Source organism: Cellulomonas pakistanensis (assembly GCF_016862755.1).
GTDB lineage: Bacteria > Actinomycetota > Actinomycetes > Actinomycetales > Cellulomonadaceae > Cellulomonas > Cellulomonas pakistanensis.
Genome location: NZ_BONO01000026.1, coordinates 1 through 17174, shown reverse-complemented (window position 1 = coordinate 17174; position 17174 = coordinate 1). Strand labels below are relative to the sequence as shown.

The 17174-nt window shown below is 78.0% G+C and carries 12 protein-coding genes and 1 pseudogene; 2 read left to right on the top strand and 11 right to left on the bottom strand.

What is annotated here, in order from left to right; translation table 11 throughout:
* Positions 1–153: 153 nt before the first annotated feature.
* The 9 genes from Cpa01nite_RS15290 to hemE all read right to left on the bottom strand — a co-directional run bounded on the left by Cpa01nite_RS15290 (position 154) and on the right by hemE (position 11489).
* Positions 154–1926 (bottom strand): choice-of-anchor G family protein, encoded by a 1773-nt coding sequence (locus tag Cpa01nite_RS15290; RefSeq protein ID WP_203669614.1) that lies wholly within the window; start codon positions 1924–1926, stop codon positions 154–156.
* On the bottom strand, positions 1916–3310 hold the full coding sequence (locus Cpa01nite_RS15285) for a S24/S26 family peptidase (protein WP_203669613.1): 1395 nt from the start codon (positions 3308–3310) through the stop codon (positions 1916–1918). The genes Cpa01nite_RS15290 and Cpa01nite_RS15285 overlap by 11 nt, the downstream gene beginning before the upstream one ends.
* 19 nt (positions 3311–3329) lie before the next feature.
* Entirely contained in the window at positions 3330–4040 is a 711-nt protein-coding gene (locus Cpa01nite_RS15280) for a SipW-dependent-type signal peptide-containing protein (protein WP_203669612.1), read from the bottom strand.
* 370 nt (positions 4041–4410) lie between these two features.
* Positions 4411–5733 (bottom strand): glutamate-1-semialdehyde 2,1-aminomutase, encoded by a 1323-nt coding sequence (gene hemL / locus Cpa01nite_RS15275; protein WP_203669654.1) that lies wholly within the window; start codon positions 5731–5733, stop codon positions 4411–4413.
* Positions 5734–5738: 5 nt separating this feature from the next.
* On the bottom strand, positions 5739–6788 hold the full coding sequence (hemB, locus tag Cpa01nite_RS15270) for a porphobilinogen synthase (protein ID WP_203669611.1): 1050 nt from the start codon (positions 6786–6788) through the stop codon (positions 5739–5741).
* Positions 6785–7681, bottom strand: coding sequence for a uroporphyrinogen-III synthase (locus Cpa01nite_RS15265; protein WP_203669610.1), 897 nt, complete (start codon positions 7679–7681; stop codon positions 6785–6787). Before Cpa01nite_RS15265 ends, hemB begins: the two co-directional genes overlap by 4 nt.
* Complete coding sequence (hemC, locus tag Cpa01nite_RS15260) at positions 7678–8664, bottom strand: hydroxymethylbilane synthase (protein WP_203669609.1); 987 nt, start codon at positions 8662–8664, stop codon at positions 7678–7680. Before hemC ends, Cpa01nite_RS15265 begins: the two co-directional genes overlap by 4 nt.
* A 66-nt stretch (positions 8665–8730) precedes the next feature.
* Entirely contained in the window at positions 8731–10281 is a 1551-nt protein-coding gene (locus Cpa01nite_RS15255) for a protoporphyrinogen/coproporphyrinogen oxidase (RefSeq protein ID WP_203669608.1), read from the bottom strand.
* A 53-nt stretch (positions 10282–10334) separates the two neighbouring features.
* Positions 10335–11489, bottom strand: coding sequence for a uroporphyrinogen decarboxylase (hemE, locus tag Cpa01nite_RS15250; RefSeq protein ID WP_203669607.1), 1155 nt, complete (start codon positions 11487–11489; stop codon positions 10335–10337).
* 52 nt (positions 11490–11541) lie between these two features.
* Between hemE and Cpa01nite_RS15245 the strand changes: the two genes are divergently transcribed.
* Entirely contained in the window at positions 11542–12801 is a 1260-nt protein-coding gene (locus Cpa01nite_RS15245) for a glutamyl-tRNA reductase (protein ID WP_203669653.1), read from the top strand.
* A gap of 180 nt (positions 12802–12981) precedes the next feature.
* On the opposite strand, the gene purB is transcribed toward Cpa01nite_RS15245, so the two are convergent.
* A complete protein-coding gene (purB, locus tag Cpa01nite_RS15240) occupies positions 12982–14448 on the bottom strand; it encodes an adenylosuccinate lyase (RefSeq protein ID WP_203669606.1) in 1467 nt (488 codons plus the stop codon).
* Positions 14449–14707: 259 nt separating this feature from the next.
* Here purB and Cpa01nite_RS15235 point away from each other — a divergent pair, with 259 nt between their 5' ends.
* The gene (locus Cpa01nite_RS15235) at positions 14708–16264 is read left to right on the top strand and encodes a methyl-accepting chemotaxis protein (RefSeq protein WP_203669605.1); all 1557 of its coding nucleotides are present in this window, start codon (positions 14708–14710) and stop codon (positions 16262–16264) included.
* Between the two features lie 194 nt (positions 16265–16458).
* Here Cpa01nite_RS15235 and Cpa01nite_RS15230 read toward each other — a convergent pair.
* A pseudogene (locus Cpa01nite_RS15230) lies at positions 16459–17174 on the bottom strand (hypothetical protein); the annotation flags it as partial.

The following is a 17174-nucleotide window of genomic DNA, read 5'->3' as shown; positions in this document are numbered from 1 at the left end:
CCTGGCGCGAGACGCCGCGTCCGCCGCCTGAGACGTCGTGACGCGGCTCATAGGAAAGCACAGGTCCGCCGCGGTTCCCGCACCGCGGTGTAACGCCCCGGTTACCGGGAGGTCACGATGCGGAAGAGCCGACCGGTCGGTCGCGATTCCCGGTCATCCCGGGCTCCCGGCGGGCCGGTAGGCGAGGGGGCCCGCGGTGGACGTGCCGAGGGCGAGCCACGCGGTCCGCGTGGTGCTGGTGGCGCCGACGCGCAGCGCGGTCACGCCGAGCTCGCCCGCCTCGAGCGCCACGCCGGGTGTCCGGGCGCCGGGCTGGTCGGGCTGGACGTTCACCTGCGCCGACAGCACGGAGGGGAGGTTGGTCAGCGCCGGCTGCAGCGCGCCGGTCGCGGTCGTGACGGCGGTGCCGAACGTGGCGAGCGGCGCCGAGGGGGTCGTGGTCGTGGCGCCGTACACCGTGCTCGCGAGCGCGTTCGCGGCGGCGGCGCGGAGCTGGGCGGTTCCGGTCGCCGAGGTGAGCGCGTTGCGGACGGAGGTGCACGAGCCGGAGGTGAGGGCGTTGCACCGGTTGTTGTTCCCGACCACGACCGAGACCGTGCCCTGCTGGTCCCGGAGCTGGGGCAGCGTGCCCGTGAACGTCACGGAGGTCGGCTCGCCCGACAGCCCGAGCAGCGTGATCGGCGTCGAGACCACCAGGGTGGCGGTGCCGGTCGCGAGGGCGGTGGACACCGCGGTCAGCACCGACGTCCGGTACGCGGGCAGCAGGCTGCCGACGGCGGACGACGCCGACCCCAGGACGGCGGCGGTGAGCACCTCGCTGTTCGGCGGGCGGCCGTTGACCCCCTGGGTCGCGCTGGTCAGCGCGGCGAGGTCGACGGTCATCCGGCCGGTCGCCAGGTTCAGCTGCACGGGGCCGCCGGCGCCGAGCGTCTGCCCGGCCAGGGGCGCGACGGCGGCCGGCAGGTCCGGCACGGTCATCGTCAGCGTCCCGGTCGACGTCCCGGGCGTGAGCAGGTTGAGCAGCTCCTGGTTCGAGCGGTACACGGCGTTGACGTTCGCCGCCGCCGCAGCCGCCGTCGGCCCCGTGGCCGCGAGGTTCGACCGGATCGTCGTCGCGGCGGAGGTCGCCGAGGTCGCCGCCGCGCGCAGCGCCGTGCTGTCCGCCTCGAGGCGCAGCGCGGACACCCCGTAGGCGCGGGTCGTCGACGGCCGGGAGATGCAGGCGTCCCGGACGGTGCTCGACGCGACCGTCCCGGGGACCAGCCGCAGCCCCGTGAGGTCGGCGGCGGGCCCGGCGCCGATCCCCGTGGCCAGGGCCTGGGGCGTCACGAGCGCCCGCACGTCGACGGTCGCGAGGTCGGGCAGGCCCGAGCCGGCGGCCTGGGCGGCGGGGTTCACGGCGCCTCCGTTCGTCACCGCGCCCGACGCGCCCGCGCCGACGCCGGAGCTCGCGGCGCGCGCGTACTGGTTCAGGGTCGCCGCCGTCGCGGAGGCGGCGGGCGTCACCGCGGACCCGAGCGGCGCGGCGCCCTGCTGGAGCGCGGCGGCCGTCAGCGGCGCGGCGTACGCGGCGGAGCCGAGCGACGTCGCGCCGGCGGGCGTCGCCGACGACCCGGTGCCGGGGTTGGTGGCGCGCACCGGGGCGACGGCCGCGACCCCGGCCGTGGTGCCGGTGCCGACGGCGCCCGCGAACAGCTGCCCGCGCCCGCTCGTCCGGTACAGCCCGGCGTCGCACCAGGTGGTCCGGGTGCGGAGGGTGCTGCTCACGTGCTCGGCGTCGGTCCACGCGGCGTCGGTCAGCCCGACCCGGGCGGCGCCCGCGGTGCCGAGCAGCCCGCCGGCCAGCACGGAGAGGGCGGCGAGGACGGCCGCGGCCCGGCGTCGCGGGGCCGCCGCCGCGCGCAGCGCGGCGCGGTCACGGCGCATCGCGCACCTCCGTCCACCGCTCCCGGTGCCGGTGGCGGCGCGCCCAGCCGGCGAGCGACGCGCCCGCGAGCACCGCCGCCGTGCCCCACAGCGCGGGGCGCAGGTCGGCGCCGGTGACGCCCAGGACCTGGCTGGTGTAGCCCGGCTCGTCGTCCACGGCGGCGAGCACGTCGCTGAGGTAGACCTCCTCGCCGAACGCGTCGAACCGCAGGGCCAGGGTCATCTCGAGGCCCTGGTACTCGTCGCCGAGGTCGGCGGGGACCCGCAGCCGCACGACGACCGCCTGCGTGCCGTCCGACGTCACGGGCCCGACCTCGGCGCGGTCGACGTGGGCGCCGGTGCCGTCGACCGTCGCGGGCACCTCGCGCGCGCCGCCCGGGCACGTCACGCCGTCGGCGGCCCACCCGGTGTCGCACAGCTGGACCACGAGGGCGACGCCGCCGCGCTCGACCAGCGGCCCGCCCGCCAGCAGGCTGACCCACAGCGTGCCGGCGGCCGCGGCCGCGCCCCCGGGCGGGCGCACGGTCGACTCGACCCGCCAGGCCAGGTCCGACCCCGGCGACAGGTCCCACGGGCTGCCGAGCGGCAAGGACGAGGCGAGCTGGAGCACCTGCCCGCCGGATCCCCCGGGCACGAAGCCGCCGGGCGGCGGGGCGGTCGGCGGTGCGGTCGGCGAGGGCGCCGGCACCGGCGCGGCGGCGGCGCCCGCAGGCGCCGCCGAGCCGAGGCCGAGCGCGCCGGCGGCCGCCACGACGACGAGGAGGCCGGCGGCCCGCGTCACGCCGGCCGACCCGGCCGGTCCCGGCGCGTGGCCTGCGGAACCGCGGGGCGCCCGCCCGGCCTGCCCGCGGCGCCGGCGCTCGCGCGGCCACAGCGCCCAGGAGACGAGCAGCGAGAGCCCGACGCTGACGGCACCGAGGGCCCACGGGTCCCGGAGCCGCTCGAGCGCGAACCCGACGCCGGGCGCGGAGGCCACCACGCGGCGCACCTCCGTCACGTCGTACGGGAACGGGTCCTCGGAGTCGTTGGCGTCGCCGCGCAGCCGCAGCCGCGTGCTGCCGTCGCCGAGCGGCTCCGCGTGCACCACGCGGTGCGTCACGGGCAGCGGGCCCACCGGGGACGGGACGGTGACGACGTCGCCGACCTCGACCTGGTCGGCGGGGACCGTCCGCACGACGGCGGCCCCGCCGGTCGGGATGGTCGGGCTCATCGAGCCCGTCCGGAACACGATGACCCCGAGGTCCATCGTGGCGACGAGCACGACGACGAGCACGCAGACCGCGCCGAACAGCGCGGCCAGCGTGAGCAGCACCTCGCGGCCCAGGTCGGTGGCGCGCTCGCGGGCGCGCCCCGGCCCGGGCCGCGCCGCGTGCGCGCCGGGCACGGGGGCGGACCCGGGAGGGTCAGGACTGCGACGTCGCCAGGAAGCTCCACACCGGGGTCACGGTGAGGCCCTGGAGCGCCGAGTCGGTCGCGGTCGCGGGCATCGTCAGGGCGAAGCACACGTCGACCGGCGCGCCGGCGGTCGTGTCGTCGGGCGCGCCCGCGACGGCGAAGGTCGCCGCGCCGTCCGCGCCGAGGGTGGAGCCCGCGGGCGCGAGCACCGTGCCGGCGGCGAGGCCGGTGGCGTTGCAGCTCGCGGCGGGGACGCCGGTGCGCGCCTCGTAGGTGAGCGCGTCGAACAGCGCCGCGTCGGTGCCGGGGCCCTGCTCGGCGCCGTTCAGCGTGACGGTGCCGCCGACGGAGCCCTCCGCCGCGCGCAGCTGCATCGGCGCGTACACGACCGCGCCGGGCGACAGCGACGCCGCCGCGACCGTGAAGCTGAGGCGGCCCGCGGTGGCGTCCTCCGGCCAGTCCTCGCGGTTGGTGAAGTCGTCGCCGTCGAACACGTTCTGCTCGATCTCGAAGACCGAGGTGCCGATCGGCGTGTCGTCGTCGGTGCCACCGAAGATCCACTCGGTGTCGGTCCACGCGGCGAGCGTCACCGCGGCGCCGATGCCGAGCACACCGGCCCCGGCGAGCACCGCGCGGAGCCTGCCGCGGGAGCGGCGGTCGCGCACGCGGCGGACCTCGGTCGTCTCGTCCTGGGCGCGCGTCGTCTGGTCTGCGGACATGGTCCTGGTACCCCCTGGAATGGCGGAGGTGCCCCCTGCACCGCCGCGGGTCCCGGGCCCGATGGGTCACGCGGGACGTGGACGCGCCAGCCCCCTGCCGCGCGTCGTGGCTCCAGGATGAGCAGCGCCGGGTTTGCGCGCAACCGATCGGCGCGATCTATCCGCATTGTCCGAAATGTCGCGCACAATGCCCGGAATGTCCACGGCCGATCGGGTGACGGTGCGCATCGGTGCTGTTCAGCGCGCCGGCACCGCGGTGGGCCGGCCGGGTGACGCCGCCCCGTCCGCCAGGGTGAAATCACGGGGACCGACGAAGCCGCAGGTCACTGCGCCGCCCCGGCACTCGGCCCGGGCGGCGCCGTGATCGACCTCACACGGCCGGGGGAACCGCCTCGGCCGCCGCGCGCGCCGCCGCCGGCAGCGCCTCGACGACCCGGCCGAGCGCCGCCTCGTCGTGCGCGGCGGAGACGAACCACGCCTCGAACGCGGACGGCGGCGCGTACACCCCGTCGGCGAGGAGGCTGTGGAAGAACGCCGGGTACCGCCACGACTCGGTGGCGAGCATCTCGGCGTAGTCCCGGGCGCCGGCGTCGGTGCCGAGCACGGTGCTGAACAGGTTGCTCGCGTTCTGCACCGCGTGCGGCAGCCCGACGGCCGTGAGCGCCTCGTCCACGGCGGCCCGGAGCGTCGCCGACGCCCGGTCGACCGCGGCGTACACGCCGTCGTCCGCCAGGCGCAGCGTCGCCAGGCCGGCGGCGACCGCGACCGGGTTCCCGGACAGCGTGCCGGCCTGGTACACGGGCCCGATCGGCGCGAGCGCGTCCATGACCTCGGCGCGGCCGCCCAGCGCCGCCACGGGCATGCCGCCGCCGACCACCTTGCCGAACGTCAGCAGGTCGGGCGACCAGCCCTCGCGCGCCGCCTCCAGGCCCCACCAGCCCGCGGGGCCCACGCGGAACCCGGTGAGCACCTCGTCCTGGATGAGCAGGGCGCCGTGCTCGCGGGTGATCCGGGACAGCGCGGCGTTGAAGCCCGGCGCCGGCGGGACGACGCCCATGTTGGCGGGGGCCGCCTCGGTGATGACGGCGGCGATCCGCGCGCCGTGCTCGGCGAACGCCGCCTCGACGGCCGCGACGTCGTTGTACGGCAGCACGATGGTCTCGGCCGCGATCGCCGCGGGGACACCGGCCGACCCCGGCAGCGCGAACGTCGCCAGGCCGGAGCCCGCGGCGGCCAGCAGGCCGTCCGAGTGGCCGTGGTACAGCCCGGCGAACTTCACGACCGTGTCCCGGCCGGTCACGCCGCGGGCCAGGCGGACGGCGGTCATCGTCGCCTCGGTGCCCGTGGACACGAGGCGCAGCCGCTCCACCGCGGGAACCCGGGCGCGGACGGCCTCGGCGAGCTCGACCTCGGCGAGCGTCGGCGCGCCGAAGCTCAGGCCCCGGCCGGCGGCGTCGCGGACGGCCTCGACGACCTCGGGGTGCGCGTGGCCGAGGATCGCCGGGCCCCACGACCCGACCAGGTCGACGTACTCGCGGCCCTCGACGTCGGTGACGTACGCCCCGCGGGCGCTCGCCAGGAACCGGGGCGCGCCGCCGACCGACCCGAACGCCCGGACCGGCGAGTTCACGCCGCCCGGCACGACGCCCCGCGCCCGCTCGAACAGCCCCTCGTTCGTGCTCGTGCTCGTCACCTCGGTCACCGCCACTCCTCCCGCAGCCAGTGGGCCAGCTCGACGGCCCAGTACGTCAGCACCTGGTCGGCGCCCGCCCGGCGGATGCCGAGCACGGACTCCGTGATCGCGCGCCGCCGGTCCAGCCAGCCCTGCGCCGCGGCGGCCTCGACCATCGCGTACTCGCCGGAGACCTGGTAGGCCGCGACGGGCACGGTGCTCACGGCGGCGACGTCGGCCAGCACGTCCAGGAACGCGCCCGCCGGCTTCACCATGACGAGGTCCGCGCCCTCCTCGATGTCGAGGGCGACCTCGCGCAGCGCCTCCCGGCGGTTCGCCGGGTCCATCTGGTAAGTCCGGCGGTCGCCCTCGAGCGTCGACTCGACCGCGTCGCGGAACGGCCCGTAGAGCACGCTGGCGAACTTGGCGGCGTACGCGAGGACCGCGACGTCGCCCCGGCCGGCGGCGTCGAGCACGTCCCGGATCACGCCGACCTGGCCGTCCATCATGCCGCTGGGCGCGACCACGTGGGCGCCCGCCTCGGCCTGGACCAGCGCCATCTCCGCGTACCGCACCAGGGTGGCGTCGTTGTCGACCCAGCCGTCCGCGGTCAGCACGCCGCAGTGGCCGTGGTCGGTGAACTCGTCGAGGCAGAGGTCCGCCTGGATGACGAGCGCGTCGCCGACCTCGGCGCGCACGTCGGCGATGGCGCGGTTCAGCACGCCGTCCGGGTCGGTCGCGCCGGAGCCGACGGCGTCCCGGACCAGCGGGACGCCGAACAGGTTGACCGCCGAGACACCGGCCGCGGCGGCCTCGACGACGGCCCGGCGCAGCGAGTCGCGGCTGTGCTGGACGACGCCGGGCATCGAGGCGATCGGCGCGGGCTCGTCGAGCCCCTCCTTGACGAACAGCGGGAGCACGAGGTCCGCCGGGTGCAGCCGCACCTCGCTGACCGAGCGGCGCAGGGCCGCGGTGCCGCGCATGCGGCGCGGGCGGACCCGTCCGGGCCGCGCCGCGGCGACCGCCGCGGCGGGGGACAGCGGGAGGGTGGGTGCGTCGGGCTCCGTGGTGCTCATGCGTGGTCTCCGTCGGGGTCGGCCGCCCGGGGTGCGGCGGCGGGGGCGTCGCCCGGCGCGGCGGGGTGGGCCGCGACGGGGTCGGGGTCGGGGCGGGCGGCGGCGGCCCGCGCGAGCGCGGCCACCAGCCCGCCCGGGGTCTGGTCGTCGGCGACGGCGTGCACGGGCAGCCCCGCGCGGCGGGCCTCCGCAGCGGTCGACTCGCCGATGCAGCACACCAGCGTGCCCGGGGGCGGGGCGCCGAGCATGGCGAGCAGGTTGCGCGCGGTGCTGCCCGAGGTGAGCAGCACGGCGCCGACCCGGCCGGCGGCGTAGGCGTCGTGCACCTCCGGCTCGGGCGCGGGTCCCGGCACGGTCCGGTAGGTCTCGACGACGTCGACCGGCCAGCCGCGCGCCTCGAGCCCCTCGGCCATCGTCGGCGCGGCGAGGTCGCCGAGCGGCAGCAGCACGCGCTCCGGCTCCTCGCCGGCGGGCGGCCACGCCGCGAGCAGCGCGGCGGCGGAGGAGCGGCCGACCGGGACGAGGTCCACCCGGACGCCGGCCTCGCGCAGCGCGCGCGCCGTGCTCCCGCCGACCGCGGCGACCCGGACGCCGTCGAGCAGGCCGGCCAGGGTGTGGCCGGTCTCCTCGGCGCGGTCGACCAGCACGGGCACCGCGGCGGCGCTGGTGACGGCGACCCAGCCGTAGTAGCCGACCTCGAGCGCGAGCAGGACGTCGTCCAGCTCGGTCGGGTCGAGCGGGGGGACCGTCTGGATCAGCGGCACCACCAGGGGCTCGGCGCCGGCGGCGTGCAGGGCGATCACCAGGGGGTCGGGTCCGTCGGTCGACCGCGGGACCAGCACGGTGCGCCCCGCGAGCGGTCCGGTGGCCGTCGTGCCGTCCGGGCCCGTCACGCGCCGAGCTCCGCGAGGTCGGCGGCGCCCGCCGCCAGCAGGTCCTCGGCGAGCCGGGTCCCGAGCGCGGCGGCGGCCAGCGCGGTGCGCCCAGCCGCTGCGGCGGGGTCCGCGCCGTCGGGGCCGGCGACCCCGCCCGCCAGCGTCGTCGAGGCCGTCCGGCGCAGCGCCGCGGTGCCGTCGACGCGCAGGACGACAGCCTCGAGGGTGAGCACGTCGTCCGCCCCGAGGTGCGCGTGGGCGCCGACCGGCGCGGCGCAGCCCGCCTCGAGCCGGCTGAGCAGCGCGCGCTCGGCGAGGACCGCCAGGTGGGTGGGCCGGTGGTCCAGCGCGGCGAGCGCCCGGGCGAGCGGCGTGCCGGCGGCGGCGTCCTCCGCGCGCACCTCGACGGCGAGCGCACCCTGGGCGCAGGCGGGCGTCATCACGTCGAACGGCAGCGCCTCGGTCACCGCGTCGAGCCGGCCCAGGCGGGCCAGGCCGGCGCGGGCGAGGACGACCGCGTCGAGGTCGGCCTCGATCCGCTTCAGCCGGGTGTCCACGTTGCCGCGGATGTCGACGACCTCCAGGTCCGGCCGGGCGGCGCGGAGCTGCGCGGCCCGCCGCGGCGAGCCGGTGCCGACCGAGGCGCCCCGCGGCAGCGTGGCGAGGGTCCGGCCGTCGCGGGCGCACAGCGCGTCCCGCGGGTCCTCCCGGACCGGGACCGCGGCGACGACCAGCCCGGGCGACACCGCGGTCGGGAGGTCCTTGAAGGAGTGCACCGCGACGTCGCACCGGCCCTCGAGCAGGGCGTCGCGCAGCGCGGTCACGAACACGCCGGTGCCGCCGAGGCTGGCCAGCGAGCCGGTGAGCCGGTCGCCGTCCGTCCGGACGCGCACGAGCTCGTGCTCGCCGCCGCCGAGGGCGGTCAGCGCGTCGGCCACGTGCCCGGTCTGGGTGAGGGCGAGCGCGCTCGCACGGGTGCCGACCCGGACCGTCTGGGGCATGCCCCCAGTCTCGGCCACCCCGCTCGGATCTGTCGAAGCGGCGGGTCGTGGGCTGCGGTGCACGGGTCAGGCCTCCGGGTGAGCGGTGGGGGCGGGGCGGTCCGGGGGGACGGCGGCGGCCAGGGCGGCCGCGGTGGCGCGGGCGTCGGGGACGACGGACGCGAGGCCGTTGCCGGACACCCACGCGCCGACGACCGCCAGGCCGGGCACGTCGGCGACGGCGGCGCGGACCCGCCGCACGGTCTCGCGGTGCGCGGCGCTCGGCACCGGCAGGCCCTGCCGCCAGCGCACCCGGGCGGCTGCCCGGACCTGCTCGCGGCGCAGCGGCACGCCCAGCACCGCGGCCGCGTCGCGCAGCGCGAGGTCCGTGAGCGCGTCGAGGTCGCGGGGGACCCCGGCGCGGGCGCCCGCGGCGTCGCCGGCGCGCCCGTAGGACAGCCGCACGACGTGCCGGCCCGGCCCGGCCGCCTCGGCGAGCCAGCGCCACTTGGCCGTCGCGTGCGTGAGCGCCTTGGCCCGCACGCCCGGCACGCCGCGCGCGACCAGCACGCCGGTGCCGCGCGGCGCCGCGTCCAGGGCGGAGGCGTCGAGCACCAGCGTCACGAGCACGATGTCCGCCCCGGGGTCGGTCGCCAGGCCGGCGAGCCCGGGGGCCACGCCGGCGAGGAGGTCGACGGCGCGGGGGGTCGCCACCACGAGGCGCGGGGTCGTGAGCGTCCCGCCGCCGGGGGCGTCGGCGCCGTCGGGGCCCTCGGCGTCGGCCGGTCCGCCCAGGGTCACGGCGAACCCGTCGCCCGACCGCGCGACGGCGCGCACCGCGGCCGAGGTGCGCACGGCCCCGCCGCGCGCGACGACGTCGGCCACCAGCGCGTCGACCAGCACGTGCAGCCCGCCGCGGAACCCGGCCACCGCCGAGCCGGCCGGGGCGAGCGCGCGCTGGGCCGCGACGCCCCGCGCGAGCGACCCCTCCCGGCGCACGGCGGCGACCAGCCCGGGGGCCACGGCGTCGGCGGCGACGTCGTCCGGCTCGGCCGCGTGCACGCCCGCGACGACGGGCCGCACCAGGCGGTCCAGCACCCGGCGCCCGGCCCGCGCACGCACCAGGGCGCCGAGCGTCGTCCCGTCGGCCGTGCCGACGCGCGCGGGCAGAAGCCGGTCCAGCGACGCGCGCAGCGAGCCGAGGACCCCGATGGTCCGGCGCACGTCCGGCGCCCACGGGTCGGCGGGGATGCCGAGCAGGCCGGTGCGGGGCAGCGGGCCCGCACCGCCGGGCAGCCGGACCCACGCGCCGTGCCGCTCCGGCGTGACGACGCGGTCGGCCAGGCCCAGCTCGTCGGCCAGCGCCGCCACGACGCCGCCCCGGGTCGCGAACGACTCCGCACCCGCGTCCAGCGCCAGTCCGTCGACCTCGTGCCGCCCGACGACGCCGCCCGGCGAGGACCACGCCTCCAGCACCAGGGGCCGCAGGCCGGCGAGCGCGAGCTCCCGCGCGGCGACCAGGCCGGCGACGCCGCCGCCGACCACGATCGCGTCGTGGTGCCCGGCGTCCGGCGCCGGGGTGCCCGCCCCGTGCCCGGTCCGTTCCTCGTGCTGGCTCGTGGCCGCGTCCTTCCTCATCCGTCCACCGTGCCGGTTCCCGGCCCCTCCTCCGTGGGACCGGGGACCCGCCCTCAGATCTCGTGCACCAGCGCCACGACGCGGGTCAGCACGTCGGGGTCGGTCTCCGGCGGCACGCCGTGGCCCAGGTTCACCACGTGCCCGGGGGCGACCGCGCCCCGCGCCACCACGTCGCGCACGTGCGCCTCGAGCACCGGCCACGGCGCCGCGAGCAGCGCCGGGTCCACGTTGCCCTGCACCGGGACCCGCCCGTCGAGCCGGCGGACCGCCTCGTCGAGGCCGATCCGGTGGTCGACGCCGACGACGTCCGCGCCGACGTCCCGCATGGCGGCGAGCAGCTCGCCGGTGCCGGTGCCGAAGTGCACGCGCGGCACGCCCAGGTCGGCGACGTGCGCCAGGGCGCGGGTCGAGGCCGGCGCGACGTGCGCGGTGTAGTCCGCGAGGGACAGCGACCCGGCCCAGGAGTCGAACAGCTGGGCGGCGCTGGTGCCCGCGAGCACCTGGGCGCGCAGGAACGCGCCGGTGACGTCCGCGGCCCACCCGGTGAGCGCCCGCCAGGTCGCCGGGTCCGCGTGCATGAGGGTGCGGGCGGCGAGGTGGTCGCGCGACGGCCGGCCCTCGACCAGGTACGCGGCGAGCGTGAACGGCGCGCCCGCGAACCCGATCAGCGGGGTCGACCCCAGCGCCGCCGTGGTCAGCCGCACGGCCTCGACGACCGGCGCGAGCACCTCGGGGGTCAGCGACTCGGCGGGGTGCTCGGCGCGCAGCCGGGCGACGTCGTCGGCCGTCCGCACCGCGGAGCCCATCACCGGGCCGACGCCGGGCTGGATGTCGACGTCCACGCCGGCCAGCCGCAGCGGGATCACGATGTCGGAGAAGAAGATCGCGGCGTCCACCCCGTGCCGGCGGACCGGCTGCAGGGTGATCTCCGACGCGAGGTCCGGCGTCAGGCAGGCGTCGAGCATGGCGGTGCCCTTGCGGGCCTCGCGGTACTCGGGCAGCGACCGGCCGGCCTGGCGCATGAACCACACCGGGCGGCGCGACGGGGTCCGGCCCCGGTACGCGTCGACCAGCGGCGCGTGCGCCGTCCGGCCGTCCACCAGCGGGTGGTCGGCGGGCAGGCCGGTGCCGTCCGGGTGCGACGGGAGGACGGGGGCGGGGGTCGCCGGGGCGCCGGTGGGCGCGTCGGGGCGTGACGGAGTCGACATCAGGACGATTGTGCCCCGTCTTCCCTGGAGTGATTAAATTCTGGGCGTGGTGATGCTGTCGTTGGTGGCCAGCCATCACGACCTCGACCTGTCCGTGCTGGAGCGGTTGTCCGCCGACACCCACGCCGTCGGGCGGGAGATCGTGACGGCTTCGGACTCGATCGCGGGGGCGGTCGTCCTGGCGACCTGCAACCGCTTCGAGCTGTACCTGGACGTCGCCGACGCCGCGGACGCCGACGCCGCCCGCGCCGCGGTCGCCGGCACGGTGGCCGCCCGATCCGGGTACCCGCGGCAGCGCGTCGCCGACGCCCTCGTCCCCGCCACCGGCCCCCGGGTCGTCGAGCACCTGTTCGCCGTCGCCTCCGGCCTGGAGTCGATGGTCGTCGGGGAGCGCGAGATCGCCGGGCAGGTGCGCCGCGCGCTGACCGCCGCCCGCCGCGACGGCACCACGACCTCCGACCTCGAGGGCCTGTTCCAGGCTGCGTCCCGCACGTCACGCGCCGTCGAGGGTCGCACCGGCCTCGGCGCCGCCGGCCGCTCCGTGGTGGGCGTCGCGCTCGACCTGGTCGAGGACGGCCTGCCCGCGTGGGAGGACGTCCGCTGCCTGCTGATCGGCACCGGCTCCTACGCCGGTGCGAGCCTTGCCGCCCTCAAGGCCCGTGGCTGCGAGGACGTGCTCGTCTACTCCGCCAGCGGCCGCGCCGGGCAGTTCGCCGCGCAGCGCGGGGTCACCGCCGCCACCGACGACCTCGCCGCGAGCCTCGCCGGCGTCGACCTGGTCGTGGCCTGCAGCGGCGCGGCCGGCGCGGTCCTCGACGTCGACGCCCTGATCCGGGCCCGCTCCGCGGAGGCCGCGGTGGGCGCCCGCCCGCTGGCCGTCCTCGACCTCGCGCTGCAGCACGACGTCGACCCCGCCGTCGGCGAGCTGCCGGGCGTCCGGCTGGTCAGCCTCACCACCGTCGCCGAGCACGCGCCCGACGGGCACTCCGCGACCGTCGCCGAGGCGCGCGCGGTCGTCACGGAGAAGGCCGCGACGTTCGAGCGCGACCTGCGCACGCGGCAGTGGAACCCGCCCGTCGTGGCCGAGCGCCGGCGCGTGCTGGAGGAGCTGGCCGCGGCCGCCGACGGCCTCGACGAGCGGGCCGCCCGCGCGCTGCGCCGGACGGTCCGCGCGGCGCTGCACGAGCCCACCGTCCGGGCGCGCGAGGCCGCCAGCGCCGGCGACGCGGCCGCGTACGCCGCGGCGCTCGCGGACCTGGCTGCGGTCGAGGTCCCGCGCGCGGACCTCACCCCGGCCGCCGCCCGTGGCTGACCCGGGCGCTCGGCTGCCGCGGCGTCGGCGCTCGGCGCGGGTCCCACCCGCGCCGGTGGGCCGAGCCGCGGGGTGACGCCCGCGTGCGCTCGTCGAGGTAGGACGTCCGCGTCGAGGTAGGACCGGAGACGGTCCTACCTCGACGCGATGGTCCTCCCTCGGCGTCGATGCCGAGCCGGGTCAGTCCTCCAGGTAGCGGAGCAGGTCCGCCGCCAGGCCGGTGTACGAGCCCGGGGTCAGGGCCTGCAGCCGCGCCGCGACGTCGTCCGGCAGCCCCAGGCCCCCGATGAACTCGCGCATGTCGTCCGCCGTGAGCCGGCGGCCGCGGGTCAGCTCCTTGAGCCGCTCGTACGGGTTCTCCATGCCGGTGACGCCCGCGACGGAGGCGGCGCGCATGGCCGACTGCACGGGCTCGCCCAACACCTCCCAGTTCTGGTCGAGCTCGCGCGCCAGCAGGTCCCGATCCACGGACAGCGCCGCCAGGCCGCGGCGCACGTTGTCGACCGCGAGCAGGGAGTGCCCGAACGCCGGGCCGATGTTCCGCTGCGTCGTGGAGTCGGTGAGGTCGCGCTGCAGCCGGCTGGTCACCAGCGTCGCGCCCAGAGTGTCGAGCAGGGCGCACGAGAGCTCGAGGTTCGCCTCGGCGTTCTCGAACCGGATCGGGTTCACCTTGTGCGGCATCGTCGACGAGCCGGTCGCGCCCGCCACCGGGATCTGGGTGAAGACGCCGCGCGAGATGTAGGTCCAGACGTCGGTGGCCAGGTTGTGCAGCACCCGGTTGAACCGCGCGACGTCCGCGTACAGCTCGGCCTGCCAGTCGTGCGACTCGATCTGGGTCGTCAGCGGGTTCCACGTGAGGCCGAGGTGCTCGACGAACGTGCGGCTCACCTCGGGCCAGTCCGCGCCCGGGACGGCGACGACGTGGGCGCCGTACGTGCCGGTGGCGCCGTTCAGCTTGCCGAGGAACTCCGCGCCCTCGACGCGCCGGAGCTGGCGGCGCAGCCGGTGCGCGAGCACGGCGAGCTCCTTGCCGAGCGTCGTCGGGGTGGCGGGCTGGCCGTGGGTCAGCGCCAGCATCGGCACGTCGGCGAGGTCGTGGGCCATCGCGGCGAGGTCGTCGACCAGGCCGGCCGCGGCGGGCAGCCACACGTCGCGCACCGCGCCGCGGACCATCAGCGAGTACGACAGGTTGTTGACGTCCTCGCTGGTGCAGCAGAAGTGCACGAGCTCGGAGACCGACGGCAGCACCGTGCCCTCGCCGAGGACGGACGGGGCGGCGGCGATCTTCTCCTTGAGGAAGTACTCGACCGCCTTCACGTCGTGCACCGTGGTCCGCTCGATCTCGGCGAGCCGCGCGACGTCCGCCGCGCCGAAGTCCGTCACGACGGCGCGCAGGTACGCCCGGTCGGTGTCGGACAGCGCCGGGGCGCCCGGGACCACGCCGTGCGCGGTCAGGTGGATCAGCCACTCGACCTCGACGTGCACCCGCTCGCGGTTCAGCGCCGCCTCGGACAGGTGGTCGACCAGCGGCGCCACCGTCCGGCGGTACCGGCCGTCCAGCGGGCCGAGGGCGATCGGCGGCTCGACGTCGGCGAGCGACGTGCGGGCGACGGGCGCGGCGGACGGGCTGCTCTCGTGCGCGGGCATGGGCCGCATCCTCCCACGGCGGGCGACCGGGTGATCCGGAGCTGTCGCCGCCAGGGGCGGCGTCGCCCGTCCGCGCAGGCCAGCGGCGCCCGGGTGCACTCGGGCCCGTCCCTCGTGGGGGTGACGCGCGCTGGCGGGGGCGGAAGGCGCTCACCCAACCCCTCACGGTCCGAGGGCGGCTGCCGATCGGGTGGCCACCCAGGGGGAGGCCGTGCGGAGCAGACGCAGGGGCGCGCGGGCGTACAGCAAGGGGATCGACATGGCAGGACTGAGGGGGCGACGGGGCCGCGCGGTCGAGGCGGCGCCGGCGGCGGACGTGCAGCGCGAGCTGCGGGCGCTGGACGACGTCGTCCGCGGCCTCGGCGCGTCGACCGGCTGCGGCGACCTGGGCGACATCCTCGAGACGATCCGCGGCGCGCTCGGCTTCGAGTACGCGTCCGCCTGGCGGGTGGACCGGGCGCAGGGCGCGCTCACCTTCGTGGCGCAGACCGGGCACCTGTCCCGCGAGCTCACCGAGATGACGCCGGGCTACCGGATGCCGAAGGGCGTCGGCCTGTGCGGGCTGGCCTGGCAGCGCGACGGCGTGCTGCCCGTCGCCGACCTCCGGGAGCACGCCACGAACTGCTCGCGCGGCGAGGCGTTCCTCCGCGCCGGCGCACGCGGCGCCATGACCATGCCGCTGTGGGAGCGCGGCGAGGTCGTCGCCGTGCTCGACTTCCTGTCGACGTCCGTCCGGAGCGAAGGCACCGAGCAGACCCTCGTCCTCGACGTGCTCGCGCGGACCGTCTCCCAGGCGCTGGAGGCGCGCCGCGCCGCGGACGAGATCGCGCAGGTCGCGCGCGACCAGCAGGCCGTGACCACGTCGGTCGCCAAGGTCGGCGCCTGCACCGACGAGGAGCAGGCCCTCCGGACCGCGCTCGACACCGTGCGCGAGGAGTTCGGCTGGGAGTACGGCTCCTACTGGGCCGTCGACCCCGCGGCGCGCGTGCTGCGGTTCCAGGTCGAGTCGGGCAGCGCCGGGGAGGAGTTCCGCCGGGTGACCCTGGCCGCGAGCTTCGCGGAGGGCGTCGGCCTCGCCGGGCGCGCGTGGCGGGCCCGGGACCTCGTGTTCGTCCGGGACCTCGGCGAGCTGACCGACTGCGTGCGGGCGCCCGCCGCCCAGCGCGCCGGCGTGCGGTCCGGGGTGTGCCTCCCCGTCGTCGTCGGCGACGAGGTGCTCGGGACCATGGACTTCTTCACCACCGAGACGATCGAGCTCAGCGACAGCCGGCGCGGCTCGCTGCGCAACGTCGCCAAGCTGGTCTCCCAGCGGGTCGACATCATCCGGGCCGCCCAGCGCGACCGCACCGCTGCGGAGGCGCTCCTCGGCAGCGTCGCCCGGCTGTCCGAGAGCGCGTCCGAGGCCGTCCGGGTCGCCGAGGAGGCGGTCGCGCAGACCTCGGCCATGGCCGAGGAGGTCCGCACGCTCGAGGCGTCGTCCTCCGCGGTCGGCGACGTCATCCGGGTCATCTCGTCGATCGCCGACCAGACGAACCTGCTGGCGCTCAACGCCACCATCGAGGCGGCGCGCGCCGGCCAGGCCGGCCGCGGGTTCGCGGTCGTGGCCACCGAGGTCAAGGACCTCGCCGGCGGCACGTCGACCGCGACGTCCCGCGTCGAGCAGCAGGTCGCCGACATCCAGGCGAACACCGCCGCGGTGTCCCGCGGGATCGAGTCCGTCAGCACCACGATCCGGCGGATGGACGAGGTCCAGGCGCGGATCGGCGAGGTGCTGGACGAGCAGCGCGAGATGGCGCGGAGCTTCCAGGCGTCCTGACGCCGGGCGCGCCGACGGTCGGCGACGGGCCCGCACCCGTCGCCGACCGTCGTGGCCGGTTCCTCTCCTCTCCTTCGGTCCCGGGGGTGGCGTCAGCGTGTGCCCCCCGGTGCTGCGGGGTCCGGATCACGTGGATCCGTCGGCCGGCGGAGGTCCCGCACCCGTCGCCGGCCGACGGGCTCAGCGGCGGGCGGTCAGTGCAGGACCACCCGCGGGACGCGGCGGAGCAGCAGGCCCAGGGCCAGCAGACTCAGCGCCGCCAGGGTCGTGAGGCCGGCGGGGCCGCCGGTCGTGGCGAGGGCCGCCGGGGCGGTGGCCGCCGGGACGCCCGCCGCCGAGGCGGCGGACCGCTCGAGGGCCGTGGCGAGCTCGCCCGCGGCGAGCACCTCGGACCGGGCGGCGACGGCGGCGACCGTGGTGCCGGAGGTCGTGCCGTCGGCGACGCCGGAGGCCGTGCCGTCGGCGGTGGAGGTGCCGTCGTCGGTGCCGGTGCCGGTGCCCGGGACGGTCCCGGGGTCGGTGGTCCCGGTGCCCGGGACCGTGCCCGGGTCCGTGGTGCCGGGGTCGGTGGTGCCGGGGTCGGTGGTGCCGGTGCCGGGGTCGGTGACCGCGGCCTCGCCGACCACGCCGACCGCGACGTCGCCGATCGCGACGGGGATCGAGATCGGCAGGTCGACGCCGATGGAGCCGAGCAGGCCGTCGGAGCTGCCGCCGCCGACGGTGGTGTCGCCGCCGGTGGTGCCGGTGCCGGTGGAGCCGGTGCCGGAGTCGGTGGTGGCGTCGCCGATCACGCCGAGGGCGATGTCGCCGATGGTGACGGGGATGTCGATCGGGGCGGCGATGCCGGTGCCCGAGCCGATGCCCTCGGAGTCGCCGCCGCCGACGGTGGTGCTGCCGCCGGTGGTGCCGG